Annotated in this window: 23 protein-coding genes; 7 read left to right on the forward strand and 16 right to left on the reverse strand. The window is 73.4% G+C overall.

The window, feature by feature from the left end; translation table 11 throughout:
• The coding region (locus tag Sru01_RS29610; RefSeq protein WP_203992464.1) for an acetylxylan esterase at nt 1-341 on the forward strand (341 nt) is incomplete at its 5' end.
• 56 nt (nt 342-397) lie between these two features.
• Here Sru01_RS29610 and Sru01_RS29615 read toward each other — a convergent pair.
• Entirely contained in the window at nt 398-1,156 is a 759-nt protein-coding gene (locus tag Sru01_RS29615; protein ID WP_203992466.1) for an IclR family transcriptional regulator, read from the reverse strand.
• A 93-nt stretch (nt 1,157-1,249) separates the two neighbouring features.
• Here Sru01_RS29615 and pobA point away from each other — a divergent pair, with 93 nt between their 5' ends.
• Nucleotides 1,250-2,410, forward strand: a complete 1,161-nt coding sequence (gene pobA, locus Sru01_RS29620) for a 4-hydroxybenzoate 3-monooxygenase (RefSeq protein ID WP_203992468.1) — start codon at nt 1,250-1,252, stop codon at nt 2,408-2,410.
• 63 nt (nt 2,411-2,473) lie between these two features.
• On the opposite strand, the gene Sru01_RS29625 is transcribed toward pobA, so the two are convergent.
• The 4 genes from Sru01_RS29625 to Sru01_RS29640 form a co-directional block, all read right to left on the reverse strand.
• On the reverse strand, nt 2,474-4,645 hold the full coding sequence (locus Sru01_RS29625; RefSeq protein WP_203992470.1) for a cellulose binding domain-containing protein: 2,172 nt from the start codon (nt 4,643-4,645) through the stop codon (nt 2,474-2,476).
• A gap of 191 nt (nt 4,646-4,836) precedes the next feature.
• A complete protein-coding gene (locus Sru01_RS29630) occupies nt 4,837-5,592 on the reverse strand; it encodes a 3-oxoacyl-ACP reductase family protein (RefSeq protein WP_239137847.1) in 756 nt (251 codons plus the stop codon).
• Nucleotides 5,574-6,629 (reverse strand): methyltransferase, encoded by a 1,056-nt coding sequence (locus tag Sru01_RS29635; RefSeq protein WP_203992472.1) that lies wholly within the window; start codon nt 6,627-6,629, stop codon nt 5,574-5,576. Before Sru01_RS29635 ends, Sru01_RS29630 begins: the two co-directional genes overlap by 19 nt.
• A 16-nt stretch (nt 6,630-6,645) precedes the next feature.
• Nucleotides 6,646-7,110, reverse strand: coding sequence for an anthrone oxygenase family protein (locus Sru01_RS29640; RefSeq protein WP_203992474.1), 465 nt, complete (start codon nt 7,108-7,110; stop codon nt 6,646-6,648).
• Between the two features lie 188 nt (nt 7,111-7,298).
• Between Sru01_RS29640 and Sru01_RS29645 the strand changes: the two genes are divergently transcribed.
• Together Sru01_RS29645 and Sru01_RS29650 are read left to right on the forward strand one after the other, a co-directional pair.
• A complete protein-coding gene (locus Sru01_RS29645; RefSeq protein WP_239137848.1) occupies nt 7,299-7,754 on the forward strand; it encodes an anthrone oxygenase family protein in 456 nt (151 codons plus the stop codon).
• Nucleotides 7,755-7,805: 51 nt separating this feature from the next.
• Nucleotides 7,806-8,561, forward strand: a complete 756-nt coding sequence (locus tag Sru01_RS29650) for a SchA/CurD-like domain-containing protein (protein ID WP_203992479.1) — start codon at nt 7,806-7,808, stop codon at nt 8,559-8,561.
• Between the two features lie 110 nt (nt 8,562-8,671).
• Here Sru01_RS29650 and Sru01_RS29655 read toward each other — a convergent pair whose 3' ends face one another.
• Together Sru01_RS29655 and Sru01_RS29660 are read right to left on the reverse strand one after the other, a co-directional pair.
• Nucleotides 8,672-9,631, reverse strand: coding sequence for a cytochrome d ubiquinol oxidase subunit II (locus Sru01_RS29655; RefSeq protein ID WP_203992482.1), 960 nt, complete (start codon nt 9,629-9,631; stop codon nt 8,672-8,674).
• A gap of 92 nt (nt 9,632-9,723) precedes the next feature.
• Nucleotides 9,724-10,986 (reverse strand): cytochrome ubiquinol oxidase subunit I, encoded by a 1,263-nt coding sequence (locus Sru01_RS29660; protein WP_239137849.1) that lies wholly within the window; start codon nt 10,984-10,986, stop codon nt 9,724-9,726.
• A gap of 172 nt (nt 10,987-11,158) precedes the next feature.
• On the opposite strand from Sru01_RS29660, the gene Sru01_RS29665 reads away from it, so the two are divergent.
• Complete coding sequence (locus Sru01_RS29665; RefSeq protein ID WP_203992485.1) at nt 11,159-12,634, forward strand: peptide MFS transporter; 1,476 nt, start codon at nt 11,159-11,161, stop codon at nt 12,632-12,634.
• Between the two features lie 17 nt (nt 12,635-12,651).
• Nucleotides 12,652-13,716, forward strand: coding sequence for a glucose-1-phosphate thymidylyltransferase (locus tag Sru01_RS29670; protein ID WP_203992488.1), 1,065 nt, complete (start codon nt 12,652-12,654; stop codon nt 13,714-13,716).
• A gap of 121 nt (nt 13,717-13,837) precedes the next feature.
• Here the strand turns inward: Sru01_RS29670 and Sru01_RS29675 are convergent, their stop codons facing one another.
• Both Sru01_RS29675 and Sru01_RS29680 read right to left on the reverse strand, forming a co-directional pair.
• Complete coding sequence (locus tag Sru01_RS29675; protein ID WP_203992491.1) at nt 13,838-14,650, reverse strand: SDR family NAD(P)-dependent oxidoreductase; 813 nt, start codon at nt 14,648-14,650, stop codon at nt 13,838-13,840.
• A 29-nt stretch (nt 14,651-14,679) separates the two neighbouring features.
• Nucleotides 14,680-16,305 (reverse strand): FAD-dependent monooxygenase, encoded by a 1,626-nt coding sequence (locus tag Sru01_RS29680; RefSeq protein WP_203992494.1) that lies wholly within the window; start codon nt 16,303-16,305, stop codon nt 14,680-14,682.
• A gap of 162 nt (nt 16,306-16,467) precedes the next feature.
• On the opposite strand from Sru01_RS29680, the gene Sru01_RS29685 reads away from it, so the two are divergent.
• Nucleotides 16,468-17,673, forward strand: coding sequence for a cytochrome P450 (locus Sru01_RS29685; protein WP_203992497.1), 1,206 nt, complete (start codon nt 16,468-16,470; stop codon nt 17,671-17,673).
• Between the two features lie 19 nt (nt 17,674-17,692).
• Here Sru01_RS29685 and Sru01_RS29690 read toward each other — a convergent pair whose 3' ends face one another.
• From Sru01_RS29690 to Sru01_RS29720, 7 genes are all read right to left on the reverse strand, one after another.
• A complete protein-coding gene (locus tag Sru01_RS29690) occupies nt 17,693-19,288 on the reverse strand; it encodes an FAD-dependent monooxygenase (protein ID WP_203992500.1) in 1,596 nt (531 codons plus the stop codon).
• Nucleotides 19,289-19,417: 129 nt separating this feature from the next.
• Nucleotides 19,418-21,262: an AfsR/SARP family transcriptional regulator gene (locus Sru01_RS29695; RefSeq protein ID WP_307812093.1), complete on the reverse strand. Its 1,845-nt coding sequence runs from the start codon at nt 21,260-21,262 to the stop codon at nt 19,418-19,420.
• A gap of 184 nt (nt 21,263-21,446) precedes the next feature.
• Nucleotides 21,447-22,370, reverse strand: a complete 924-nt coding sequence (locus Sru01_RS29700; RefSeq protein WP_203992504.1) for a hypothetical protein — start codon at nt 22,368-22,370, stop codon at nt 21,447-21,449.
• A 2-nt stretch (nt 22,371-22,372) separates the two neighbouring features.
• A complete protein-coding gene (locus Sru01_RS29705; protein WP_203992506.1) occupies nt 22,373-23,761 on the reverse strand; it encodes an acetyl-CoA carboxylase biotin carboxylase subunit in 1,389 nt (462 codons plus the stop codon).
• Between the two features lie 13 nt (nt 23,762-23,774).
• A complete protein-coding gene (gene accD / locus Sru01_RS29710) occupies nt 23,775-25,442 on the reverse strand; it encodes an acetyl-CoA carboxylase, carboxyltransferase subunit beta (RefSeq protein ID WP_203992508.1) in 1,668 nt (555 codons plus the stop codon).
• A 27-nt stretch (nt 25,443-25,469) separates the two neighbouring features.
• Nucleotides 25,470-25,838 (reverse strand): antibiotic biosynthesis monooxygenase family protein, encoded by a 369-nt coding sequence (locus Sru01_RS29715; protein ID WP_239137850.1) that lies wholly within the window; start codon nt 25,836-25,838, stop codon nt 25,470-25,472.
• A complete protein-coding gene (locus Sru01_RS29720) occupies nt 25,835-26,164 on the reverse strand; it encodes an antibiotic biosynthesis monooxygenase family protein (protein ID WP_203992510.1) in 330 nt (109 codons plus the stop codon). Before Sru01_RS29720 ends, Sru01_RS29715 begins: the two co-directional genes overlap by 4 nt.
• Nucleotide 26,165: the final 1 nt, after the last annotated feature.

Below are 26,165 nucleotides of genomic sequence, written 5' to 3' on the forward strand. Positions count from 1 at the left end.
TCCTCACCCACTTCCGCCGGGCGGTCGAGATCACCGACGCCTACCCCTACCAGGAGATCGTGCGCTTCCTGGCCTCGCAGCGCGGCACCGAGGAGCAGGTGTTCCGCACCCTGGCGTACTTCGATGGGCTGAACTTCGCCGCCCGGGGCCGGGTGCCGGCGGCGTACTCGGTGGCGCTGATGGACCAGGTCTGCCCGCCGTCGACCGTCTTCGCGGCGCACAACCACTGGGCCGGCCCGAAGGAGATCAACGTGTGGCCGTGGAACGAGCACGAGGGCGGTAGCGGCCGGCAGCTGGACCTACATCTCCGTTACCTGCGCCGGCTGTTCTCGGTGGGCTGACCCTCACCCCGGGCCGCGCACGCCGCCCCCCGACGCCGGTCTCCCCTGCCGAGCCGTCACGCCGGGCCCGCCGCGTACACCTCGGCGACGTGGCGGGCGGTGGCGAGCAGCGGCTCCACCAGCCGGGGCAGCTCGCGGGCCCGCCGCGAGGCGAGCACGACGCCGACGGCGGCGACCGGCCGGCCGGCCACCAGGACCGGGACGGCCGCCGAGCAGGAGCCCAGCGTCATCTCCTCGTAGGTGAACGCGCAGCCCTGGACGCGGACCGCGTCCAGCTCGCGCGCCAGCCGCCCCGGCTCGGTGATGGTGTGCGGGGTCGGGCGTTCCAGCGGCCGGGCCAGGTAGGCGGCGCGGAACCCGGCCGGTTCCCAGGCGAGGATCGCCTTGCCCACCCCGGTCGGGTGCATCGGCAGCCGGGCCCCGACCCGGGAAAGGATGGGCACCGCGCGCCGCCCGTACACCTTTTCCACGTACAGCACCTCGGTCCCGTCGCGCACGGCGAGGTGGACGTTCTCCCCGGTGGCGCCGAAGAGTTCCTGCAGCCAGGGCCGGGCGACCTCCGGCAGCCGGCCGGGGCTGAGCATGCCGAGCTCCCACAGCCGCAGGCCGACGTGGTAGCGGCCGTCGCCGTCCCGGCCCAGCACCCGCGCGGCGGCCAGCTCGCGCACCAGCCGGTGCGTGGTCGTCAGGGGCAGCCCGGCGCGGCGCGCGATGTCGGTGAGGGTGAGCCGGGGGTGGCCGGTGTCGAAGGCGCCGAGGACGGCCAGCACCCGGGACGTCACCGTCCGCCCCGCCTGGGAGGATCCGCCGGACATGGTGCACCTCCTGGGCGGCCATTCTGCTCCACGCTTCCGCTGGGCGGAATGTTCGGGTCGCCGGGACCGGGCGGGGGCGGCATGCTCGTTGCCATGCGTACCCAGGTCGGGATCATCGGAGCGGGACCGGCCGGACTGCTGCTGTCCCACCTGCTGCACCTGCGAGGCATCCATTCGGTGGTGCTGGAACGCCGCGGCCGGGAGTACGTGGAGAGCCGGGTCCGGGCCGGGGTGCTGGAGCAGGGCACGGTGGACACCCTGGTGGAGTCGGGGGCCGGCGAGCGGTTGCTGCGCGAGGGCCTGCCGCACCACGGCATCGAGCTGCGGTTCGGCGGCGCGGGGCACCGGATCGCCTTCGAGAAGCTGGTCCCCGGCCGGGCGATCACGGTGTACGGGCAGCAGGAGGTCGTCAAGGACCTGATCGCCGCCCGGCTGGCCGCCGGCGGGGACGTCCGCTTCGAGGTCACCGACGTCGTGCCGCACGACATGGACACCGACCGCCCGTACCTGACGTTCGGCGGGGAGCGGCTGGACTGCGACTTCATCGCCGGCTGCGACGGGTTCCACGGCGTGTCCCGGCCGTCGATCCCGGCCGGGGTGCTCACCGAGTACGAGCGCGAGTATCCGTTCGCCTGGCTCGGCGTGCTGGCCGCGGTGCCGCCGTCCACCGAGGAGCTGATCTACGCCCGGACCGGGCGCGGGTTCGCGCTGCACAGCATGCGCTCGCCGGAGATCAGCCGGTTCTACCTGCAGGTGCCGGTGGACGCGGACGTCGAGGACTGGCCGGACGAGCGGGTGTGGGCCGAGCTGCGGGCCCGGCTGGAGACGGTGCCGGGGTTCACGCTGGCCACCGGGGAGATCCTGGAGAAGAGCGTCACGCCGATGCGCAGCTTCGTGGCCGAGCCGATGCGGTACGGGCGGCTGCTGCTGGCCGGGGACGCCGCGCACATCGTCCCGCCGACCGGCGCGAAAGGGCTTAACCTGGCGGTGGCGGACGTCCGGCTGCTCACCGCCGCGCTCGCCGAGTGGTACGCCTCGGGGTCGGCGGACCTGCTGGACGGGTACTCGGCGGCCTGCCTGCGCCGGGTGTGGCGGGCGCAGCACTTCTCCTGGTGGATGACCACGCTGCTGCACACCTTCGACGGCGAGGACGCCTACGGGGAGCGGCTGCAGCGCTCCTACCTGGACTATGTGACCTCCTCGGACGCGGCGGCGGCGACGCTGGCGGAGAACTACGTCGGCATGCCGTACTGACCGCCCCCGGCCCGCACGCCGTCCCCGGCGTCCCTGATCCGGGACGCCGGGGACGGCGCGGCGTCAGGGGGTGAGGGAGCAGACGGTGCCGTTGAGGGTGAAGGCCTGCGGCAGGATGTTGGGGCCGTTGTAGTTGACCACGGTGCCCGCCGAGGCCGAGCCGCCGCCGGCGGCCAGCGGGGCGGTGCCAACGATCTTGACGTCCCGGCCCTGCTGGGTCCAGGTGGCGCTCCAGCCGCCGCTGATCTGCTGGTAGGGCGTCGGCCAGCTGAAGTCGAGCGTCCAGTCGCCGATCGCCTTGGTCCCGTTGTTGGTGACGGTGACGTTGAGGACGTATCCGCTGGCCCAGTCGCTCGCCGGCGCGAACTTCACCGCGCAGGTGCTCTCGGCGGGGGCGCCGGTGGTGAAGGTCAGCGGGGCCGACGGCCCGGAGATCCGGCCGGCGGTGTCCCGGGCCAGCACGTTGACCGTGTAGCGGGTGCCGGGCCGCAGGTTGCGCACGGTGAACGAGGTGCCGGTCGTCTCGCCCCACTGCTCGCTGGTGGTGCCGTTCTGCCGCTGGATCTCGAACTTGACGCCGCCCATCGTGCCGGGCGGCGCGAGCCAGCTGAGCGTGGCGGTCCGGTCGGTGACCTCGGTCGCGACCGGCGGGCCCGGCGGGAGGGGGGCGCCGACGACCCGCCCGTCGGTGGTGTGCACCAGCAGGGTGGTCACCGAGTACGGGGGCAGGGTCTGGGTGGTGGCGGTGCCGGCCTGGGCGGTGGTGACCGAGGTGGCGCCGTTGGTGAGGGTGCGCACGGTGGGTGCGCCGGCCGCCGGGGTGATCCCGGCGTAGTCGATGGTGACGGTGCGCTCGCTGTCGGGGTCCTTGTTGAGCAGCATCACCGCGACGTCCCCGTCGCCGCGCCGGACGGCGTGCGCGGTGACCAGCGCGTCGTCGCTGCCGGCCCGGACGAACCGGTCGCCGGGGCGGGCGAAGTCGCTGGTCATCGCGATCGCGTGGTAGACGGGGAAGGGGGTGTTGTAGGGCGGCTCGCAGACGTCGCCGACGCAGCCGCCGCTGGACAGCAGGCCGAAGTCGTTGTAGTCGGTCTGCCCGGCCTCGGTGGTGATCTTGTCCGGGCCGTTGTGCACGTCCCACCAGTCGACGTTGAAGACGCCTTCGGCGAGCAGCGTCGAGTAGGCGTCCGCTGCGAAGATCGCGCCTGGCTGGGTGTTCCGGCCGCGGTCGCTGTTGATCTCGGTCATCGCGATGCCGATCCGGTCGGCGTTCGCCCCCGCGTACCGAGTGATCTGCCGGCGCAGCTCGTACATGGTGTCGCCCAGCACGGCGGGGGTGCGCAGGGTGGCCGCGGTGTCGGCGCCGCTCGGGTACCAGTGCACGATACCGAAGTCGATCTTGGGACCGGCGATGGACAGCACGGTCTGGTTCCAGGTGGCCGAGTCGCCCGCGGCGATGATGCCGTCCGGCCAGTTGGCCGGGGTGGTCAACACCGCGCCGATCTTGATGGTCGGGTCGACCGCCTTCATCGCGTCCGCGAACGCGACGACCTCGCGGGCGTACCCGGCCGGGGTCTTGTCGGCGTGGTCGTCGGCCTCCCAGTTCGCGCCGTAGTGGCCGTTGCCGTACAGCTCGTTGCCGATCTCCCAGTACTTGGCGCCGTACCCCTTGGTGACGTTGGCGTACTTCACCCACTCGGCTGCCTCCTGCGGGCTGCCGGTGCCGTAATTGGCAATGATCATCGGCTGGGCGCCGGTGCGCCGGACCCGGCTCATGAAGGTGTCGAAGTCGGTGTCCGGGGCGACGTACCCGCCGGGCGCGGTGTGGGTCTTCCAGTGGTAGATGTCGGAGTATGACCCGCCCGGGTAGCGCAGCATCTTCACGCCGGCGTCCTTGAGCAGGTCGGCGGCGGCGTCCCCGCCGAGGCCGGCGTCCCAGATCGCGTGGTTGGCGCCCATCCCGGTGTCCGGGACGGCGGCCAGGCCGGCCCGGGCGTTCACCGTGACCGTCACCGCGCCGTCGGCCGCCGCGGCGGGCACGGCGGCCGGCGCGGCGGCGGGCACGGCGGCCGGCGCGGCGGCGGGCAGCGCGGCGGCCTGGGCGCCCGCCGGGCCGAGCACGCCGGCGGCGAGCAGCGCCGCGGCGGCGGCCAGGGTGTGCCGGGCCCGGCGGGCGGCGCGCGGGCCCGGCGCGATCGGGTCGGGTGAGGACGTACGCGGACGGCGCAGCGGCATCGTCGTTCCTCGTCGGCGGGCCGGCCACGCCGGCGAGGTGATCCGGCGGCCGGACGGCGCGCCGGCCGGGCCGCGCGGGCCCGGGCACCGGGAGCGTGCGCGGCCCGGCCGTCCCCGGTCAACGAGAACGGCGCACCTGTGCGGGCCGACCTGCGACGATGACGGCTTTACCGTGTAACTTTCAGCAAAGGTCAGAACCCGCCGTCCACGGTGATGGTCTCCCCGGTCACGTACCGGGACAGGTCACCGGCCAGGAACAGCACCACGTCGGCCACCTCCTCCGGCCGGCCGAGCCGGCCGAGGGCGGCCAGCGCGCTGAGCCGCCGCTGCCGCTCGGACGGCGCCTGCGGCGGGTCGTCGGTGTCGATGATGCCGGGCGCCACCAGGTTGACCCGGATGCCGCGCGAGCCCAGTTCCTTGGCCAGGGTGCGGCTCAGGCCGACCAGGCCGGACTTGGCCGCGGTGTAGTGGGCGCGGCCGGGCAGGCCGCGCAGCGCGGCGGCCGAGCCGACGGTGACCACCGAGCCGCCGTCGGCGAGCACCGCCATGGTGACCGCCGCGCGGATCACCAGGTACACCGAGGTCAGGTCGCCGTCCAGCACCCGGTGCCACTCGTCGGGGGTGAGGCTCACCAGCGGCCGGTCGCCGATCACGCCCGCGTTGTTCACCACCACGTGCAGGCCGCCCCGGTCGCGGCAGTGCGCCATCAGCCGCTCGACGTCCTCGGGATCGGCGACGTCCGCACGGAACACCGAGTGGTCGCCGCCCAGCTCCTTGAGCTCGCGGGCCAGCTCGGCGGCGGCCTCCTCGTCGCCGCGGTAGCAGGCGGTGACGTTCATGCCGGCCGCGGCCAGCGTCCGCACGACGGCCCGGCCGATGCCGCGGGTGCCGCCGGTGACCAGCGCGTTGCGGCCTTCGAGGTTGAGGTTCACTGGCCCCTCCGGCACTCGATGACGCTCCAGGCGCCGGCGGACGGGACGTTGAGCAGCTCGAAGCCGGCGCTCTCCACCAGCCGCCGCCACTCCCACAGGTCGCGCTCGCGGCCGCCGAAGCGCAGCATCATGTCCAGGTCGAGCAGCTTGGCGTGGTCCCACTGGTTGGGCGGGCCGATCACCTGCTCGACGATGAACAGCCGGGAGTGGTCGCCGGCCGTCATGGCGTCGTGGATCCGGGTCAGGATCGTGCGGGCCGAGTCGTCGTCCCAGTTGTGCAGCACCGCCTTGAGCACGTACGCGTCGCCGCCGGAGGGCACGTCCTGGAAGAAGTCGCCCGCGGCGAACTTGGCCCGGCCGGCCACGCCGAGCGCGGCCAGCGTCCGCTCGGCCTCGGCCGCCACGCCGGGCAGGTCGAACAGCAGCCCCTGGGCCAGCGGCGTGCGGCGCAGCAGCTCGCCCAGGAAGTGGCCGCGGCCGCCGCCGACGTCGACGATGAGCGAGAACCGCTCCGGCTCGATCCGGTCGGCCAGGCCGCGCGCGGTGACCCGGCTCATGTGCTCCATGGCCCGGTCGAACAGCGCGCCGTTCTCCTGGTCGGACTTGAGGTACTCGAAGAACGGCTTGCCGTAGATGTGCTCGAAGGCCGGCTCGCCGGTCCGCACGGTGTGCATCGACTCGGTGAGCGGCGCCGCGACCAGCTCCCCGCCGTTGAACAGCACGATGTCCAGCACGCTGTCGGGGTTGTCGCGCCGCAGCATGTCCGACAGCGGGGTGAGCTCGAACGAGCCGTCCGGGGTCTCGCGGAGCAGCTCGATCGCGGTCGCCGCGCGCAGCACCCGGGCCAGCGACCCGGCGTGGCAGCCGGTGTCCTCGGCCAGCTCGGCGGAGGTGCGCGGCCCGCCGGCCAGGTGGTCGGCCACGCCCAGCCGGGCGACCAGGTGCACCAGCTGCGAGACGCGCTTGCCGCTGGTCAGCAGCAGCAGGCGGGCCGCCGGGGGGAGCTGGGCGGTGAAGGGGGCTCCGACGATGCCCGGGGGTCTGTTCTCCATGAGTCGCGGTCCTTCCTCAAAGGAGCGCACCGGCGCTCGCCACGAGATTGATCGCCAGGGCGGTCACCGTGAGCGCGGTGCGCACCGCGTTCCACGTCCGCCAGCGGTAGCGGGGGTCCCGACGCTCCCAGTCGTCCGGCAGGGTGTCCGGATCGAGGGAGATCAGGTACTTGTTGATCGGCACGTTCTTCGTCACCGAGATGGTCATCACCGACGCCACCGTCAGCGCGGCCAGCGCGTAGAGCACGTGGCCGGTGACGTCCGGCGCGAGGAAGGCGAGCGCGGCGTCCGCCACGGCCGTTCCCGCCAGCGTGACCGGCATGAACGGGTCGTAGCGCTGGGCGAGGAAGCCGTGCGCGTGCACGTACCTCGCCGGCGGCAGCGCCAGCAACAGGGGGACGCCGCCGAGCACGGTTCCCAGCAGCACGCCCGCCGCCAGCCCGTTCCCGGTCAGGGCGAGAAGCATGAGGACGTTGTTCATCCCGCCGCCTTTCCGCGACTCCGCTCGAGCATCTGGTGCCTCGACCTTCCGCACCGGCTCTCGAATCCGCCTAGAGCCCGGCTGTAGCCGGGGTCCGGCGGCCCCATGCGCTCTCGAGGGGGGTTCGAGCCGGGCGGGCGAGCATGGGCGGGCAAGCGGGCACCGAGCCGAGGAAGGAGGCGGGCTACGTGCTGGCACAGGTTGCGGGCGTCGCCGTCCTGGTGGGTGGTGGGATCGTCGCCGGGGTCTTCGTCGCGGTGGCGGTGAGCGTGCTGCCGACGCTCATCGCGCTGCCGGCCGACCGGTACGTCGAGACGCACCGGATGCTGGGCAAGGGCTACCACCCGCTGATGCCGCTACTGGTCAACGCGACGATGCTGATCGACATCGCGCTGGCGGCGCTGGTACGCGGGCCGTCCGCGCCGTACTTCGCCGCGGCGGCCGTGCTGCTGCTCGGCACCCAGTTCGTCTCGCATCTGTGCAACGTGCCGATCAACCGGGCGTTGCACCGGATCGACGTCGCCGCCATCCCGGCCGACTGGCCCGACCCGCGCCCGGCGTGGCGCGGCTGGCACCTGCTGCGCACCGCGCTGGCGCTGGCCGGGCTGGTCGCGGCGGGTGCGGGCGCGGTGCTGCTCCCGTAGTGGGGCCACGGGTCTCCCAGGCCATCGTCAACCGACAGAAAGAGGACCGTCATGCCGTTCGCCGCCATCACCTACCGGGTCAAGCCCGGGCATGAGGAGCAGATCGCCGAGATCTTCTCGCCGGCCAACTTCAAGCGCGCCCAGGCGCCGGCGCCGGGCGAGGGGCAGGGCGCGCCCGCCGCGCGCATCCTGGGCACCGGGCTGTTCATCCAGGACGACATCATGGTGCGGGCCATCCAGTACGAGGGCGAGCTGGACGCGGTGGCCCGGCACATGGCCACCCAGCGCGGCGTGCGGGAGGCCGAGGAGCGGATCGCGCCGTACCTGGCCGAGGAGCGGGACACCTCCACCGTGGAGGGCTTCCTGTCGTACTTCCGCAGGAGCACCATGCTGTGCGTGCAGCAGCGGACGATCGCCGACGTGCCGGGCGCCCAGCTGGCCGCGCTGCGTTACAAGGTTAAGCCGGGGCACGCCGACGACATCGCCAAGGTGTTCAGCGAGGTGCAGGCCGAGGCGCGGCCGGCGCTGCGCGACCAGTCCGGCCAGGAGGTGGGGCTGATCGTGGCGGTCGCGCTGTTCGTCAAGGACGACTCGATGATCCGGGTGGTGCAGTACGACGGCGAACTCGCCGACGTGGCCCGCTACATGGCCGCCCGGGGCGGGCGCCCGGACATGGAGCGCAAGCTCGCGCCGTACATGGCCGAGGAGCGGCACGTGGCGACCAAGGAGGACTTCCTGCGGCAGTTCGAGAAGAACACCATGCGCCGCATCTCGATGCTGTCGGCCGGCCGCCAGCCGGTGGGCTGACCCGGCGCCGCCGCGCGCGGCCCGGCCGGCACTCCGGCCGGGCCGCGGTCATGTCCGGGCGCGCGCGAGCCGCCCCCGGTATCCCGGGGGCGGCTCGTCCCGTCTCGCGGTCAGAAGAAGACGGGGGAGCGGGGGCCGACCGGGTGGCGGAAGGTCCACCACAGCCAGGCCTGCGCGAGCAGCATCACCGGGAGCACCGGCAGGGCCATCCCGGCGAACAGCGACAGCGAGGCGGCGTCGGCGGCGCCGTGCAGGACGGCCGGCGCGGCGCCGGCCAGCGCGGCGAGGACCGGGGCGACCGCGCCGGCGGCGGTCAGCGCGAACGCGCGGCCGGGCCGCGCGGTGACGGCCCGGCCGGCCCCCACGACCGCGGCCAGGCCCGCCACCAGGAACGCCAGCGCGGGCAGCCAGGAGACCGCGCCGCGCACGTCGCCCGAGAACGCGCCGGCGACCACCGCCAGCGCGACCGCACCGAGTGCGGGGCGCACCAGGGCGGCGGCGATCCGCCGTGCCTGGTCGCCGGGCGCCTGGGGCACCCGGACGGCGACGAAGGCGGCGCCGTGCAGCGCGAACAGCAGCACCGTCGCGACGCCGCACAGCAGCGTGAAGGGGTTGAACAGGTCGAAGAACCCGCTGCCGGCGGCGGCGCCGGGCAGGCCTTGCGTGATGTTGCCGAGCAGCAGGCCGAAGGCGAACGCGAAGCACGCGCACGCGACGGCCAGCACGCGCTCCCAGGTGGTGCGCCAGCGGTCGGAGTCGCGGCGGCTGCGGAACCAGGTGGCCGCGTCCTTGGCGATCCACCCGGCCAGCATGATGATCACGATCGGCCGGCAGCCGCTGAGCAGGCGGCTCTCGAACTCGGGAAAGGCACCGGTCATCACGCCGGCGGCGGCGATCAACCACACCTCGTTGGTCAGGAAGAACGGGCCCATGCCGGTGAGCACCAGCCGGCGGCCCGCGGCGTCATCGGCGAGCCTGGGCAGCAGCATGCCGAGCCCGATGACGAACCCGTCGAGCAGCGCCCAGCCGCCGAGCATCAGGATGAGAACGGTGAGCCACACGACGTCCATCTGCGCTTCTCCTCAAAGTGCTGCGAAGGGCTTCGGATCCGCCCGGAATCGCCGGGAGGGAAGGGAACCGAGGGACACGGCCGGCCGGCGGTTCAGAAGGCCGGCGTGACCGCCTCGTCGCTGCGGTCGCGTTTCTCGGTGTCGGCCAGGGTGCGGCCGAGCACCGAGCCGTCCGGGCCGCGCCGGGCGTACCTGGCGATCAGGAACCAGTCGGTGCCGACGGCGACCACGTACAGCAGGGTGAACAGCACCAGCGACGCCAGCACCGGGCCGAAGGAGAGCGGGGCGACCGCGTCCTCGGTCTTCAGCCGGCCGTACACCGCCCAGGGCTGCCGGCCGACCTCGCGCACCAGCCAGCCGGCGACGACCGCGGTGAACGGGATCGGGATCAGCCAGGTGAGCAGGCGCAGCACCAGCTTGCGGCGCTCGATGAACTTCCCGATCAGCATCAGCACGAAGATCAGGCCGACGTACTGGTAGATCTCGCCCACCGTCAGCATCCAGTCGAAGAACCCCTTGATCCATGCGGGGGCGGTGCCGGCGGACACGTCGCCGGGCGGCAGGCCGAGCTCCTGGACCTTGCCGGGGTTGATCACGGCGATCTTGCCTGGCTGGGTCCGGGCCACCAGGTCGACCTGCTGGAAGCCCATGATGCTGGTGGTCCAGGACGCGAAGAAGGCCACCAGCAGGCCGAGCCGCAGCGCGCGGCCGTGCACGTCGCGGTCGCCGGTGCCCCGGCGCAGGTGCCAGGCGCTCACCCCGGCGATGAGGTAGCCGCCGATCAGCAGGGCCGCGGCGATGACGTGCTTGAGCGCGGCCAGCGCGTTGGGGTTGGTCAGCAGCGCGGACAGGTCGGCCAGCCGGGCGGCGCCGTTCTCCACCACGTCGCCGACCGGGTGCTGCATGTAACCGTTGGCGACGATGATCCAGAACGCGGAGACGTAGGCGGTGATCGTCACCAGGTAGAAGAGCAGCAGGTGGACGAACTTGGGCAGCCGGCCCCAGCCGAAGATCCACATGCCGAGGAAGGTCGAGTCGAGGAAGAACGCCACCAGCGTCTCCATGGCGAGCGGCGCGCCGAAGATGTTGCCGGTGTAGGCGGTGAGCCCGGTCCAGTTCATCCCGAACTGGAACTCCAGTAACAGCCCGGTGATGATGCCGACCGCGTAGTTGATGACGTAGATCTGCCCCCAGAACTTCGTCATGCGCTCGTGCACCGGCTTGCCGGTGATCGCGTAACGGGTCTGCATGAACGCGACGAAGGGGGCGAGACCCAGCGTGACGATCACGAACAGGAAATGGAAGCTGGTCGTCACGGCGAACTGCAGCCGCGCCAGGTCGAGCACCTCCACCATCGCCCCCAGAAGAGTCGGCAGTCTATATGTAGAACCCAAACCTATCCTACTCGCGGGCGGCTGGAACAGCGGTCCAGGTGTCCTCGACCCCGCTTTGAGACCGCTTCGAGATGGTCGGACGGACGCGGCGCCCGGTTCCGGGGCCGCTCCGCACGTTCGCCCGGAGGGTCCGATGTCGCCGTGGTCCCGTTACCCTCGGTGGTTCGCCACGCTGTTCCTCACCGACATGTGGGAGCGCTTCAGCTTCTACGGGATGCAGGCCATCCTCGTCCTGTACGCCGTCACCCCCGAGAGCCGCGGCGGCCTCGGGCTGCCGGCCCCCACCGCCGCCGCGCTGTTCGGCGCCTACATGGCGACCGTCTTCCTGCTCGCCCAGCCGGGTGGCTGGCTGGGTGACCGGGTGCTCGGCGAGCGGCGCGCCGTCATGTACGGCGGCTGCCTGATCACCGCCGGCCACGTCTGCATGGCGCTGCCGCCGGCCGGCGCGGCCTACGCCGGGCTGGCGCTGATCGCGCTCGGCACCGGCCTGCTCAAGCCGAGCCTGAGCGCGCTGCTCAGCCGCTTCTACACCGAGCCGGCCCGCCGGGAGGCGGCGTTCTCGGTCTTCTACATGAGCATCCAGGTCAGTGCGGTGCTCGCCCCGCTGGTCACCGGCTTCCTCGGCGAGTACGTGAGCTGGCACGCCGGGTTCGCCGCCGCGGCCGTCGGCATGGCCTTCGGCGTCGTCCAGTTCGCCGCCGGCACCCGGCACTTCGAGGGGCACGGCGACCGCCCGGCCCGGCCGGCGTCCGGCGCCGAGCTGTCGCGGGTGGCCCGCCGGGCCGGCGCCGCCGCGGCGGTGGCCGCGGTGCTGCTGGCCGCGGACGTGGTGGCCGGCACCTTCTCCATCGAGCACGTCCTGATGGCGCTCGGCCTGGTCTCGCTGGTCGCGCCGCCGCTGTTCCTGCGCGCGCTGCGCCGGCACCCGGCCCTCGGCCCGGCCGACCGGCGCCGGCTCGGCGCCGCCACCTGGCTGCTGCTGTGCTCGGCGCTGTTCTGGATGGTGGTCAGCCAGGCCGGCTCGCTGCTCAACCTGTTCGCCCACGAGCGCATCGACCGGACGTTCCTGGGCTTCACCGTGCCGGCCGGCTGGCTGCAGAGCACCACCCCGCTGATCATCCTGGTGGTGGCGCCGGCCTTCGCCTGGCTGTGGCTGCGGCTCGGGGACCGGTTCGGCGTCCGGCGCAAGTTCGTCCTCGGCCTGCTGATGGCCGGGGCCAGCTTCATGGTCATGTTCGGCGCCGGCACCGCGGCCGACGGCGAGCGGGCCTCGATCCTGTGGCTGCTCGCGGTGTACTTCCTGCAGGCCTGCGGGGAGATCGCGCTCGGCCCGGTCGGCATCAGCGCGGTGGCCGACGCCGCGCCGCCGGCGTTCCGGGTGCGGATGATGGGCCTGTACTGGCTGTTCGTCGCCTTCGGCGCCTCGCTCGGCAGCATCGTGGTCCGGCTGTCGGCCGCCCTTCCCCAGCCGGTCTACTACCTGCTGGTCGGCGGCGCGCTGCTGGCCGCCGCCGGGGCGCTGGCCGCGTTCGGCGGCCGGGTCACCCGCGAGTTCGCCGCACCCCGCAAGGACGCCCCCGAACCGACGCCCGTCGTGTTGACCTCGTAGATCCCTCAGGAGGAACCATGAAAGCCCTCGTGCTCTCGGGCGGCAGCGGCACCCGGCTGCGCCCGCTCAGCCACACCATGCCCAAACAGCTCGTCCCCATCGCCAACAAGCCGGTCCTCGCCTACGGGCTGGAGGCCATCGCCGGCGCCGGCATCACCGAGGTCGGCATCGTGGTCGGCGACCGGATCGACGACATCCGCGAGGCCGTCGGCGACGGCTCCCGGTACGGCCTGCGGGTCACCTACCTGGAGCAGGCGGCCCCGCTCGGCCTGGCCCACGCGGTGGTCATCGCCCGCGAGTTCCTCGGCGACGACGACTTCCTGATGTACCTCGGCGACAACGTGGTGCTGGACGGCATCGACGAGCTGGTGGCGCGGTTCCGGGCCGACCCGTGCGACGCGCAGGTGACCGTGCACCCGGCCGACCCGCGCGAGGGCGGCCTGGCGGTGCTGGACGCCGACGGCCGGGTGACCGCGGTGGAGGAGAAGCCGAAGAACCCGGTCGGCAACCTGGCACTGATGGGCATCTACGTGTTCACCCCGCTGGTCCACCAGGCGGTGCGCGCCATCCGGCCGAGCGCGCGCGGCGAGCTGGAGATCACCGACGCCATCGGCTGGCTGATCGAGCAGGGCCACCACGTGCGCGGCCACCACTATCGGGGCTTCTGGCGGGACGCCGGGCTGATCGACAGCCTGCTGGAGTGCAACCAGGCGGTGCTGGACCACGTCGGCCCGCGCATCCTCGGCAAGGTCGACGACGAAACCGAGGTCATCGGCCGGGTCTTCGTCGACGAGCGGGCCACCGTCACCCGGTCCCGGCTGGTCGGGCCGCTGGTCATCGGCCCGGAGGCCATCGTGGACGGCAGCTACGTCGGCCCCTACACCTCCGTCGGGGAGCAGTGCGTCATCGAGGACTCCTCGGTGGAGTTCTCCATCGTCATGGACCGGGCGCTCATCCGCGAGGTGCGCGGCGTGCACGGGTCGCTGATCGGCCGGGCCACCTCGGTGCGCGCCGCCGCCGAGCCGGCCCGAGGCGGGCACCGGCTGGTGCTCGGCGAGAACAGCCAGGTCCTGATGGCCTGACCGGTCCCCGTCCCCGCCGCGTCCCGGCGGCCGGCCCCGGAAAGGGGCCCGGCCGCCGGGACGTCCGCGTGGTGGCGGCGTCCCGGCGGCCGGGGTCGGGCGGGTTCGGACGAGTCGCCGGTCAGGTCTCGAACGACTCGGCCAGCCGCCGGGAGGTCTGCACGTCCCAGCCGTGGTAGAGCAGCCGGCTGACCAGGCGGCGCGGCGCGTACCGGGCGAGCAGCACCTTCGCCTGGTACTCGCGGCCCGGGACGTGCACCGGCCGGCCGGCGGCCAGCGCCGCCAGGGCCTCCCGGACGACGAACTCCGGCTCGCGGACCCGGCCGAGCGTCCGGCCGCGCCGGCCGGCCGCCCGGTGCAGGTTGGTGCGGGTGGACCCCGGGCACAGCGCGAGCACGTGCACGCCGAGCGGCCGCACCTCGCTGTGCACGGTCTGGCTGAGCGAGGTGACGAACGCCTTGGCCGCCGCGTAGGTGGCGCCGCCGGGGATCTGCAGGTACCCCATCGCGGACGACACGTTGATCACCCCGCCGTGCCGCCGCCGGGCCATCGCGCCGACCGCGGCGCGGGTGAGCCGCAGCACCGCCAGCACGTTCAGCCGCAGGTTCGCCTCCTCCACGTCGGCGTCCCGGGCGCCGAACGGGCCGACCTGGCCGATGACGCCGGCGTTGTTGACCAGCAGGTCCACCGGGGCGTCCTCACCGGCCAGCCGCCGCTCGACGCGGGCCAGGTCCAGCGGGTCGGCCAGGTCGGCGGGTAGCACGTCCACCTCGACGCCGTGCCGCCCGGCCAGCTCCGCGCCGAGCCCGGCGAGCGCCGCCTCGTCCCGGGCCACCAGGACCAGCGCGGTGCCGCGGGCGGCGAGCTCGCGGGCGAAGGCCGCGCCGAGCCCGCCGGACGCGCCGGTGACCAGCGCCCTGCGGTGCTGTCGCATGAGATCTCCTCTCCTTCGGGCCGGTGGCCCTAGACCAGGGACGGGGCGGTGCCGGCCAGTACCCGGTCCAGCGCCGCCGCCAGCTCGGCCCGGGGGTCGGCGCTCGCCGCGGTCGCGCGCCAGGCGACGATCCCGTCCGGGCGGACCAGCAGGGCGCCGGCCGTCCCGGTGCCGGAGACCGCCGGCCACCGGCCCATCGGGTCGGCGAGCACGTCGCGGTGGCTGGTCGCCTCCTCCAGCGCGGGCACCACCCGGTAGGCGTCCAGCGGGAGATCCCGCTCGGCGGCCAGCGCGGCGGCGGCGCGCGCCCAGCCGGCGCCACCGGCCGCGGCCAGCAGCACGAAGCCGCGGCCGAGCAGGTCGAGCAGGTCCACCCGGGCGCCCGGCCGGACCAGCGACAGGTGCGGGACCCGCACCCCGGGGGCCCCCTTGCCGGCCGGCGCGCCGGTGCCCTCGGGGACGACGGCGGCCGATTCGTAGCGGTAGGTGAACATCAGCTCGGCGTCCGACCGGATGGCCGGTGCCGCCTCCTCGCCGTTCCCCCTGGTCATCCGGGAGCGGTCCCGCGAGCGCAGCACCACCTGCCGGGCGGTCTCGGCCGCGACCGGCCGCCGCTCGGCGTCGTAGGTGTCCAGCAGGGCCGGCGCGGCCCGGCCGCGCAGCACCAGCGCCAGCTTCCAGGCCAGGTTGTGCGCGTCCTGGATGCCGGTGTTGGAGCCGAAGGCGCCGGTCGGCGGCATCACGTGCGCGGCGTCGCCGGCCAGCAGGACGCGGCCGGCCCGGAAGGCGTCGGCCACCGCCGCCGCCATCGGCCACGGCGCCGCCTGCTCGATGGTCACCGCCAGGTCCGGGACGCCGGTGCCGGTGCGCACCAGCTCGCGGCACTCCTCCTCGCTCATCGCGGCCGCGCGCGCCGGGTCGCACTCCACGTGCATCAGCCAGCGGTCGGCATTGTTGACCGGCAGCAGCGCGGCCCGCATGGGCAGCGCGCGCAGGTAGCAGATGACGAAGCGGCGGTCGCCCAGCACCTCGCGCAGGTCGGCGGTGAAGGAGATGTTCAGGAAGTCGCTGATGGTGCCGGGCCCGGTGAGCGGGATGCCGAGCTCCTCGCGGACCCGGCCGCGGGCCCCGTCCGCGGCCACCAGGTAGCCGGCCCGGATGGTGCGCGTCGCGCCGGTGGCGACGTCGCGGACCGTCGCGGTGACGCCGTCGCCGCCCGAGGTGAAGCCGGTCAGCTCGGTGCCGAACCGCAGGTCGGCGCCGAGCTCGCGGGCGCGGGCGGCGATGGCCGGCTCGGCCTCGTCCTGGTGGCACAGGCACCAGGCGACCGGGGTGTGCTCGGAGAAGTCGGTGTCGGTGTCCATGAAGTACGCCTGGTCCAGCCGGGTGTGCTCGCCGGCCAGGGTGTGCGCCATGACGACCCCGGAGTTCCCGGCCAGCGCGCGGGCGGACTCGGCGGCCCGCAGCCGCCCCTCCACGCCGGCCTGCCGGAACAGCTCCATGGTGCGGGGATTTATACCGCGCGCCCGGGGGTGCGCGGAAAGCCCCTGGTGCCGTTCGACCAGCACGCAGTCGACGCCCTGGTGGGCGAGGAAAAGAGCCTGGGAAAGGCCGACCAGGCTGCCGCCGACGATCAGCACAGACGTGGATTCCATCCCGCCCTACCTCCCTGTTCGCATATTAATCCGAAATCGAGGGTAGTCTCGGTTCCACCAGGGCGGCAATTTCGCGCCGCTGATTTCCAGAGCTTTTCGAGCCGTCTTCCAGCAGCCGTTGCGATGATATTCTCCACCGCCCTTCTCATTTCAGGAGAAACAGTGGCCGAGCCCGTGGAGAATGATTTCCCGCTGCCGTTCCCGCCTGAGGTCCCGGTGCCGTGGGAGCCGGCGCCGGTCCTCGCCGCGTTGCGCCGGGACCGGCCGGTCGCGCCGGTCGCGCTGCCCACCGGCGACCGCGCGTGGCTGGTCACCCGGCACGCCGACAACCGGGCCATGCTGGCCGACCCGCGGTTCAGCCGGGCGGCCGCCGCCGCGCCGGGCGCGCCGCGGGCCCGGGCCATCCCGCTGGAGCGGGACTCGATGACCACCATGGACCCGCCCGAGCACACCCGGCTGCGCGGCCTGGTGATGCGCGCCTTCACCGCCCGCCGGGTGGAGACGATGCGCCCGCGCGTGGAGGAACTGGTGGCCGAGCTGCTGGACGCGATGGCGGCCGGCGGCCGGTCCGGTGACGTCGTGGCCGGGCTGGCCCGCCCGCTGGCCATCACGGTCATCTGCGAGCTGCTCGGCGTGCCGAAGGAGGACCGGGAGGGCTTCCAGGAGTGGTCGGAGACCTACCTGGCGGTGACCGGGGCACCGCCGGAGGCGATGCGGGAGGCGGGCGACCGGCTGAAGGCATTCCTCGCCGAGCTGGTCGCGGCCAAGCGGCGCGAACCCGCCGACGACCTGCTGAGCGCGCTCGCCGGCGCCGCCGAGGGTGACCGGCTGACCGAGTCGGAGCTGGTCACGCTGGGCGTCACCCTGCTGGTCGCCGGTTACGAGACCGCGGCCAACCTGATCTCCGGCGCGGTGTACGCCCTGCTGACCCATCCCGCCCAGCTCGCGGCGCTGCGCGGCGACCCGGCACTGCTGGTGCCGGCGGTGGAGGAACTGCTGCGCTACGTCCCGCTCGCGGTCACCGGCGGGACGATCAGGGTGGCGGTGGCCGACGCCGAGGTGGGCGGCACGCCGATCCGCCGCGGCGAGGCCGTGCTGCCGGCCACCACGTCCGCCAACCGGGACGCGTCGGTGTTCGACCGGCCCGACGAGCTGGACCTGGCCCGGCGGCCGAACCCGCACCTGGCCTTCGGGCACGGACCGCACCACTGCCTGGGCGCCCAGCTCGCCCGGCTGGAGCTGGGCGCCGCGGTCGCCGGGCTGCTCGCCACCTTCCCGGAGCTGCGGCCGGCCGTCCCGGCCGGGCGGATCACCTGGTCCAGGGGCAAGATGATCCGCGGGCCGGAGTCGCTGCCGGTCGCCTGGTAGCGGGCCCGGCCGGGCGTCTTCAGTTGCGGCACAGCAGGCGGGTCACGGCCTGGTCCAGCGCGGCCACCGGGTCGGCCGGGCGGTGCCGGGCCCGCCAGCCGACGAAGCCGTCCGGCCGGACCAGCACCGCACCGTCCCGCGCGATGCCGTGCGCCTCGTGGCCGCCCGGCACCTCGATGTCGATCCCGATCCGGTAGGCGTCCACCGGCAGCCCGAACCCGCCGGTCACCTTGGGCACCGCGTCCACCCACGCCGAGGTCGCGCCGCCGGACAGCAGCACCAGGCCGCGCCCGTACAGGTCGAGCAGGGACATGTCCCGCCCGGCCAGCCGGGCCGGCAGGTGCGGCGCCCGGCCACCCGGCCGCCCGTCCAGCTCGGCCGGCGGCACGAACCGGGTGGGCTCGCCGCCGATCACCGCGCCGGAGCCGTAGGTGTAGCCGAGGATCACCGACTCCGACGGCCACAGCGTCTCGGCCGCGTCGGCGTCGGCCAGGCCCATGTTGACCTCGCGCTTGAGCACCGCCTGGGCGATCGTCTTGGCGGCCACCGGGCGGCGCTCGGCCTCGTAGCTGGACAGCAGGGCGGGGCCGGCGTGGCCGTGCAGCACCGCGGCGAGCTTCCAGGCCAGGTTGTGCGCGTCCTGGATGCCGGTGCCCGATCCGTAGGCCCCCGACGGCGGCATGGAGTGCGCGGAGTCGCCGACCAGGAAGGCGCGGCCGACCCGGTAGGTGCCGGCCAGCAGCGCGTCGATGTCGTAGGCGAGCACCGTGGTGCCGTCGGCGAGCTGCGGGACGATGCGCACGTCGAGGTCGGGCAGCCCGACCGCCTTGCGGATCAGGTCGACCGACAGGTCCTCGGTGAAGGTCTCCGGCGACTCGCCGCGAGCCGGGTCGTAGGGGAAGCTCACCACCCAGCGCTCCTCGGAGTCGTGCGGCATCAGCACGGTCCCGAGGATCGGCTCGCGCAGGTGGCACAGCCCGACCGAGCGGCCGCGCAGCGCCTCCGAAAGATCGGCCTCGAAGACCAGCGTCACCGTGTGGCCGAGCCGGCCGGCCCCGGCGCGCGGGACGCAGAGCCGCTCGCGGATCGGGCTCGGGCCGCCGTCCGCGGCGATCAGGTAGTCGGCGCGCACGACGTCGTCCCGTCCGGACCGCAGGTCGCGCAGGGTGCCGGTCACGCCGCCCCGGTCGAGGTCGAAGCCGTCGAGCCGGGTGGAGAAGCGGATGTCGGCGCCGAGCTCCTCGGCGCGGCGCCGCAGGATGGTCTCCAGCACGTCCTGGTCGATCGGCACCCAGGGGCAGGGGCTCGCGTCCCGCGCGTCCTCCTGCATCTCCATCGGCCGGGACCGCTCCTCGGGCCCGGACAGGGTGCCCGCGTGCAGGATGATCTTGCCGTCGAAGGGCCGGCGGGCGGCCAGGATCTCCTCCTCCAGGCCCGCCTGCCGGTAGAGCTCCAGCGTGCGTGAGTTGATGGTGCGCGCTCGCGGGTGGATCAGCGTGCCGGAGTGCCGCTCGACCAGCAGGACCGGAACGTCCTGCCGGGCCAGGAAGACCGCGGAGCTGAGCCCGGCGAGCCCGCCACCCACGATCAGTACGGCCGTGCGGTGGTGATACATACGGGAGAGCCCTTCTGGATCCGTCGGGACCGTGACGATCCGATCGTCCCGCGGACCGCTCGAAGCGCTCTCGAATCGGAGTGGGCACGCCACCCGGCCGCCGGCGGCCCGGTGGCCGCCTGGTGACCGCTAGATGGCGCAGTGCTCGCGTTCCTCCTCCGCCCCGTACAGGCGGATCAGCTCGGGGATGGCACAGGACAGGTCGCCGCGCGGGGCGCTCGCCGAGATGGTCATCAGCCGCATGTCGATCAGGTGGGACAGGATGTCCTCGGCGGAACTGATGCTCACGTTGAGCAGGTCGGCGGTGCTGCGGGTGGAGAAGACCCGCTGCCGGGAGGAGCCGAGCACGGTGAACGCCTGGCGCATCTCCGGGTCGAGCTGCCGGAAGCTGCAGGCCAGCCGGGTGCGGACGTCGAGGTCGCCCCACCGTAACTCGGTGAGCCGCGAGCTCTCGTCGGTCAGCTTGGACCGGTAGCGCTCCAGGGTCCAGTGCGGCGCGGCGGCCAGCCGCTCCCCGGCGATCCGCAGGCCGAGCGGCAGCGCGCCGCACATCTCCACGATCGAGCGGGCCGCGTTCTCCTCCGCCGTCACCCGGTCGCCACCGATGATCTTGCGCAGCAGTTCCAGCCCGGAATCCACGTCGAAGGCGCCCAGCTCGATGTGGTCGGCGCTGGTCAGCCCGTAGAGCGGCGAGCGGCTGGTGACGATGACGGCGCTGTTCGGCCCGGTGGGGAACAGCGGCCGCACCTGGGCGCCGGAGCAGGCGTCGTCCAGCACGACCAGCAGGCTGCGGTCGGCGCTCCAGGTGCGGAACAGGTTCCGGCGCGCCTCGATCCCCTTCGGGATCTGCTCGTCGCGCAGGCCGCCCGCCCGCAGCATCGCGCCGAGGGCGTCCTCGCTGTCGCGGGGCTCGGCGGACATGCCGCGCAGGTTGACGTACAGCTGGCCGTCGGCGAACCGGCTGCGTACCCGGTGGCCGACGTGCGTGGCCAGCGCCGTCTTGCCCACCCCGGCCATGCCGGTTAGGGAGACGATCGGCAGCGCGCTGGCGTTGCCGGTGCCGTCCAGCGAGACCTCGATCCGGCCGCGCACGTCGCTGCGGTCGGTGAAGTCGACGATGTCCGGCGGCAGCTCGGCCGGCGGCGCCGGCGGGGCGGCCCGTACCTGAGCGGTGCCCCGCGCCCCCTCCGGGCGCCGGGCGGGCAGCTCCAGCGACGGGTCGCCGCGCAGGATCGCCTGCTGCAGCCGCTGCACGGGCTGCGACGGCTCCAGGCCGAGCTCCTCGTTGAGCATCGCGCGCAGCCGCTGGTAGACGGCGAGCGATTCGCTGCGCCGCTCGGAGCGGTAGAGCGCGAGCATGAGTCGCGAGTAGAACCCCTCGCAGATCGGGTAGTTGGCGGTGAGCTCCTTCAGCTCGCTGATCTGCTCGCGGTGCCGGCCGAGGCGCAGCGCCGCGTCCATCCGCATCTCCAGCGCGTTGAGGTGGCTCTCCTCCAGCTTGGTGGCGTGCGCGTCCAGCAGCCGGCCGCGCGGCACATCGGTGAGCGCGCTGCCGCGCCACAGCGTGAGCGCGTGTCCGAGCGTCTCGGACGCCTGCTCCAGCTCGCCGGCCTGCAGGGATTCGCGTCCCTGCTTGACGAGCCGCTCGAAGTGGTGGATGTCGATGGCCTCCGGCGGCACCTGTGCCTCGTAGCCGGCGGCCTTGGTGACGAGGAACTCCTCGCCCGGGTGCCCCGCAGCGGTCATCATGCGGCGCAGTTGGTAGATGTACGTCTGCAGTGTCGTCGCCGCGCTGATGGGGGGAGAGTCCCCCCACAGCTCGTCGATCAGTGCGTCCGCCCTGGTGATCCGGTTGTAATTGATCAACAGCAAGGACAGTACCGTGCGGAGTTTCGGTGCTGAGGGCGTTAAATCCTGCTCGCCGATACGCACCTCGAATGTTCCTAGAACCTTGAAAAGCATGACGGTCCCCATCGCCCCGGCCCCTGGTATGGCCTATGCAGTACGGCATAACCACCTAGAAAGGCAATTACCACATTAAGCCACTGACGGGTAGAACGTCTACCCATTGGCGGTTCGGATCCCGGGAAGCCGCCTGTCGCGTTTTCCGAGGCCGGAGCGAGGGCCCGGTTCCGGCCATCAGACCGAAACCTGAATATCAGTCAGCCGTAAAATCGAATTCACGATGGAGACCGAGGTAGGCCTGCTGCTCGCCGTGCTCCGGCTCGGCGAGGAAGGACAGCAGGCTGTACCGCCACGGGGTGAAGTCCGCGTGGAACACCGCGAAGCGTCCGGGGTCGATGGCCAGCAGGCCGGCCGCGTTCTGGTGCAGCGGGTTCGGAGGCAACGTCGCACCTGCCCGCAGCGCGTCGAAGTAGTTCTGTACCGTGCGGTACGTCGTCCCCGGAACGGTGGGCGCGAAGATGGCCTCCTGCGGCAGCGCCGAGTCGTTGCGGATCAGGAACGTGCCGCCGGCCGGCAGCCGGCGCGGCAGCACCAGCCGGGCCCGGTCTCCGGCCTGGACGAACCGGATGACCGCGTCGTAGCGCGGCAGGACCGCCGTCCCGCGCTCCGCCGACACCTCCAGCGTCTGCACGCCCACGCCTCCGGTCGACGAGGCGGCGACCATGTAGTAGGTGCCCGGCTCCAGCGACACGGTCAGCGTCACCGGCCGGCCCGGGTACACCTGGGCTCCTCCGGCGAAGGTCGTGGTCCGGTATTGGTCGCGCAGCCCCTGCAGGTAGATCGCCGGATCCTTGGACTCGACGTCGTCGAATGCCTTCTTCATCTCCTCGAACGTGGCGCCAGGCTTGACGCGGAACAGCGCGAGCAACATGCACTCGGCCTCGGTGGTGCTCACCCGGAACGTCACCGGGCCGCTGGGCCGGGGATTGGGGCCGGGAACGGCGAACCCCTGCGCCGAGACCGGAAGGTCCAGCACAGGGGGCGGCCCCGGTCGCGAGGCCGCGGCCGGGGCGCCACCGCCGGCACCCGCCGCATCGGCGGGCACCGGCAGGGTCAGGCTGAGAATCACCGCGAGTCCCGCGGCCGTCCGCAGGACTCCGCGTAGCGGTCCGAGCATGATCACTCCTTGTCGTGGTGGTGCGGCGACTCCGGCGGAGCGCCGTCGGTGAGCATCTGGTCGACCAGCGAGGTGGTGTGCTTGCCGTCCTGGAACAGCGGGTGCGCCAGCACCTCGCGCAGGAACGCGGTGTTGGTGTGCACGCGCGGGCCCTCGACGCGCATCTCGGCCAGGCAGCGGTCCATCCGGGCCAGCGCCTGCTCACGGTCCGGTCCCCAGGCGATCACCTTGGCCAGCAGCGAGTCATAGTGCGGGCCGACCTGCCAGCCCGGCCGGCCGTGCGTGTCCACCCGGGTGAACGGGCCGCCGGGGACCATGAATTCGGTCAGCGTGCCCGGCGCGGGCGCGAAGTTGCGGGCCGGGTCCTCGGTGTTGATCCGGCACTCGACCGCGGCGCCGGTGCGCACCACGTCCCGCTGGGTGAACGACAGCGGCCGGCCGGCCGCCACCGCGATCTGCTCGCGCACCAGGTCGATCCCGGTCACCATCTCGGTCACCGGGTGCTCCACCTGGAGCCGGCAGTTGATCTCCATGAAGTGGAAGGCGCCGTCCTGGTCCACGATGAACTCGAACGTGCCGGCGCCGACGTAGCCGGTGGCCAGCGCGCCGCGCACCGCGGCCGCACCCATCTCGGCGGTCAGCTCGGCCGGCAGGCCCGGCGCGGGGGTCTCCTCCACCAGCTTCTGGTGGCGGCGCTGCACCGAGCAGTCGCGCTCCCCCAGGTGGACGGCGTTTCCGTACCGGTCGCAGAGGATCTGGATCTCCACGTGCCGGGCGGTCTCGCAGAATCGCTCGATGTACACCCGGCCGTCGCCGAAGGTGGCCTGCGCGTGCGCGCGGGTCTCCCCGTACACCCGCATGAACTCGCCGCCGTGCCGGGCGATGCCCATGCCGCGCCCGCCGCCGCCGGCCGCCGCCTTGATGATCACGGGGTAGCCGATGGAGTCGGCGAGCGCCTTGGCCTCGGCCGCGGAGTCCAGCGTCTCCGGGCTGCCCGGCAGCACCGGCAGCCCCACCTCGGACATGATCGTCCGAGCCTGGGCCTTGTCCCCCAGCCGGCCGATCACCTCGGCGGGCGGGCCGATGAAGACCAGCCCGGCCGCCTCGCACACCTCGGCGAAGTAGCGGTCCTCCGACAGGAACCCGTAGCCCGGGTGCACGGCCTCCGCACCGGTGGCGAGGGCCGCCTCGACCAGCGCGGGGATGTTCAGATAGCTGTCCTTGGCCGGTGCCGGGCCGATCTGGATGGCCTCGTCGGCGAACCGGACGGCCGCCGAGTCGCGGTCGGCGGTGGAGTGCGCGACGATCGTCCGGATGCCCAGTTCGTGGCAGGTGCGGGCCACCCGCAGCGCGATCTCGCCGCGGTTGGCGATCAGGATAGACGAGAACAATGCAACCTCCAGCTCAGGGACAGGCCTGCGCGCCGTGGCGGCGGAACTTCGCCCGGCGGTCGCGGACGAGCTGCGCGCCGTCCACCGGCACCAGCTCGGCGAGGGCGGACGTGATCGCCGCGCGCAGGTGCGCGGCGGCACGCGCCGGATCGGTGTGGGCCCCGCCATCGGGCTCGGGCACCACGCCGTCGATGAGTCCGAGCCGGAGCAGCTCGCGGGCGTCGACCCGCAGCGCCGCGGCGGCACGCGGCGCCTCCGCGGCGTCGCGCCACAGGATCGCCGCGCACCCCTCCGGGCTGATGATGGAGTAGACCGCGTTCTCGCAGGCGAGCACCCGGTCGGCGACGCCCAGCGCCAGCGCGCCGCCGCTGCCGCCCTCGCCGGTCACCACGGCCACCACCGGCACCGGCAGGCCGGACATCAGCCGCAGGTTCTCGGCGATGGCGACCGCCTGGCCGTTCTCTTCGGCGCGCAGCCCGGGCTCGGCGCCCTGGGTGTCGATGAAGGTGACGATCGGCAGGCCGAGCTTGGCCGCGGTGCGCATCAACCGGGCGACCTTGCGGTGTCCCTCGGGGGTGGCCCGGCCGAAGTTGCGGGCGATCAGCTCGTGCGTGCCGTGGCCCTTCTGGTGGCCGATGAGCATGATCGGCAGGCCGTCCAGCCGGCCGACGCCGCCCACGATCGCCGGGCAGTCGGCCGACATCCGGTCGCCGTGCAGCTCGACGAACCCGTCCAGCAGGTAGCCGGCGTAGTCCAGCGTGGTGGGCCGGCCGAGCTCGCGGGCCAGCCGCACCGCCGTCCACGCCTCGCGCGGGCGCAGCAGCGCCGGGTCGGTGACGATGGCGCCTACCACCGCGGCCGGTGCCGGCTCGCGCGGGCCGCCCAGCGACAGCAGGCGCGCCAGGGTGTCCCGGAGCTGCCGCCGCGGCTGGATCATGTCGATCAGGCCGTGGGCGAGCAGGAACTCCGCCGTCTGGAAGTCGGCCGGCAGCGTCTGCCCGATCGTCTGCTCGATCACCCGGCGGCCGGCGAAGCCCAGCCGCGCCCCCGGCTCGGCGATCATGATGTCCGGCAGCGTGGTGAACGACGCCGCGACCCCGCCGTAGGTCGGGTCGGTGACCAGCGTGATGGTGAGGATGCCGGCCTCGTCCAGCTCGGCCATCGCCTGGCTGGTCTTGGCCATCTGCATCAGCGAGAACAGGCCCTCCTGCATGCGGGCGCCGCCGGAGGCGGTGACCAGCAGCAGCGGGACGCGTTCGGCCAGCGCGGTCTCGGCCGCCCGCACGATCAGCTCGCCGGTGGCCGAGCCGAGGCTGCCGCCGAGGAAGCGGAAGTCCATGACGGCCGCGACCACCGGCCGGCCCCGGACGGTGCCGCGCGCGCACACCACCGCCTCCGACAGGCCGGTGGTCTCGTGCGCCTCGCGCAGCCGGTCCGGGTAGGGCCGGGAGTCGGTGAACTCCAGCGGGTCGAACACCGCCGGAACCGGGTCGAGCAGGACGGCCGAGCCCTCGTCCAGCAGCAGGGCCAGCCGCTGCGGGGCCGAGAGCCGGTCGTGGTGACCGCAGGAGGGGCAGACGTGCAGATCGTCGGCGAACCGCCTGCGGTACACCAGGGAACGGCATCCCGAGCAGATCAGCCAGTCCGCGTCCGTCACTTGTCCTTCGATGGCCAGGCTCATAGTCGCTCCAGATGGATGCCGGTCGGTTCAGTAGGCCGCCGTGACCTCGTACAGCTCGAAGTGCCGGTCCGGCGCGCGGTCCAGGTAGGGGACCAGGGGCGCGGTGGTGCCCTGGTGGTCGGGGCCGCGCTCCCAGCGATCGAAGACCTCGAAGTTCTCCCACTCGCTCATCACGGCGAAGGCCGCCCGGTCCGGGACCGAGCGCAGCAGCTCGTTGCCGAGCAGCCCGGGGGTGCCGGCCATCGCCCGGCTGATGCCGTGGTAGGCGTTCAGCACCGCCGCGTCGTCACCGGACGGCGCCCGGTACCACACCACGACGCGGACGCGGTGGGACGGGTCGATCGCCGGGGCGACCGCCGCGCCGCCGGGCGCCGTGCCGCCGCGGGCGCCGCTCACCGTGCCGCCCCGACGGCGGACCCGGCCAGGTGGGCCACCACGGTCATCGTCGTCATCGAGCCGCCCGAGCGGTAGGGGTGCAGCTTGGTGCGGTGCTCCAGGTGCTCGGCGCTGGTCTCGAACTCGCGGAACCGCGGCTCGTCCACCCAGTCGCTGATGATGTAGTAGACGCTCTCCTCCTCGGCGCCGCGCATCAGCCACTGCCCCCGGTTCGCCGGGTGCTCGGTGATCACGTCGCCGATGCCGAGCCAGGTGCGCTCGAAGTCGGCCTCCTTGCCCGGGATGATCTGCATCCGGAGCATCACCCGGAAGGTCCCTTCGGACATG

This window comes from Sphaerisporangium rufum (assembly GCF_016863395.1).
In the GTDB taxonomy this organism is placed as follows: domain Bacteria; phylum Actinomycetota; class Actinomycetes; order Streptosporangiales; family Streptosporangiaceae; genus Sphaerisporangium; species Sphaerisporangium rufum.

Bases quoted from the DNA above. Each gene is read 5' to 3' on its own strand.
- accD (WP_203992508.1), bottom strand. From the start codon at position 25,442: ATGAGCCTGGCCATCGAAGGACAAGTGACGGACGCGGACTGGCTGATC.
- Sru01_RS29650 (WP_203992479.1), top strand. From the start codon at position 7,806: ATGCCGTTCGCCGCCATCACCTACCGGGTCAAGCCCGGGCATGAGGAG.
- Sru01_RS29670 (WP_203992488.1), top strand. From the start codon at position 12,652: ATGAAAGCCCTCGTGCTCTCGGGCGGCAGCGGCACCCGGCTGCGCCCG.
- Sru01_RS29625 (WP_203992470.1), bottom strand. From the start codon at position 4,645: ATGCCGCTGCGCCGTCCGCGTACGTCCTCACCCGACCCGATCGCGCCG.
- Sru01_RS29690 (WP_203992500.1), bottom strand. From the start codon at position 19,288: ATGTATCACCACCGCACGGCCGTACTGATCGTGGGTGGCGGGCTCGCC.
- Sru01_RS29675 (WP_203992491.1), bottom strand. From the start codon at position 14,650: ATGCGACAGCACCGCAGGGCGCTGGTCACCGGCGCGTCCGGCGGGCTC.
- Sru01_RS29640 (WP_203992474.1), bottom strand. From the start codon at position 7,110: ATGAACAACGTCCTCATGCTTCTCGCCCTGACCGGGAACGGGCTGGCG.
- Sru01_RS29720 (WP_203992510.1), bottom strand. From the start codon at position 26,164: ATGTCCGAAGGGACCTTCCGGGTGATGCTCCGGATGCAGATCATCCCG.
- Sru01_RS29695 (WP_307812093.1), bottom strand. From the start codon at position 21,262: ATGGGGACCGTCATGCTTTTCAAGGTTCTAGGAACATTCGAGGTGCGT.
- Sru01_RS29655 (WP_203992482.1), bottom strand. From the start codon at position 9,631: ATGGACGTCGTGTGGCTCACCGTTCTCATCCTGATGCTCGGCGGCTGG.
- Sru01_RS29615 (WP_203992466.1), bottom strand. From the start codon at position 1,156: ATGTCCGGCGGATCCTCCCAGGCGGGGCGGACGGTGACGTCCCGGGTG.
- Sru01_RS29635 (WP_203992472.1), bottom strand. From the start codon at position 6,629: ATGGAGAACAGACCCCCGGGCATCGTCGGAGCCCCCTTCACCGCCCAG.
- Sru01_RS29680 (WP_203992494.1), bottom strand. From the start codon at position 16,305: ATGGAATCCACGTCTGTGCTGATCGTCGGCGGCAGCCTGGTCGGCCTT.
- Sru01_RS29700 (WP_203992504.1), bottom strand. From the start codon at position 22,370: ATGCTCGGACCGCTACGCGGAGTCCTGCGGACGGCCGCGGGACTCGCG.
- pobA (WP_203992468.1), top strand. From the start codon at position 1,250: ATGCGTACCCAGGTCGGGATCATCGGAGCGGGACCGGCCGGACTGCTG.
- Sru01_RS29665 (WP_203992485.1), top strand. From the start codon at position 11,159: ATGTCGCCGTGGTCCCGTTACCCTCGGTGGTTCGCCACGCTGTTCCTC.
- Sru01_RS29660 (WP_239137849.1), bottom strand. From the start codon at position 10,986: ATGGTGGAGGTGCTCGACCTGGCGCGGCTGCAGTTCGCCGTGACGACC.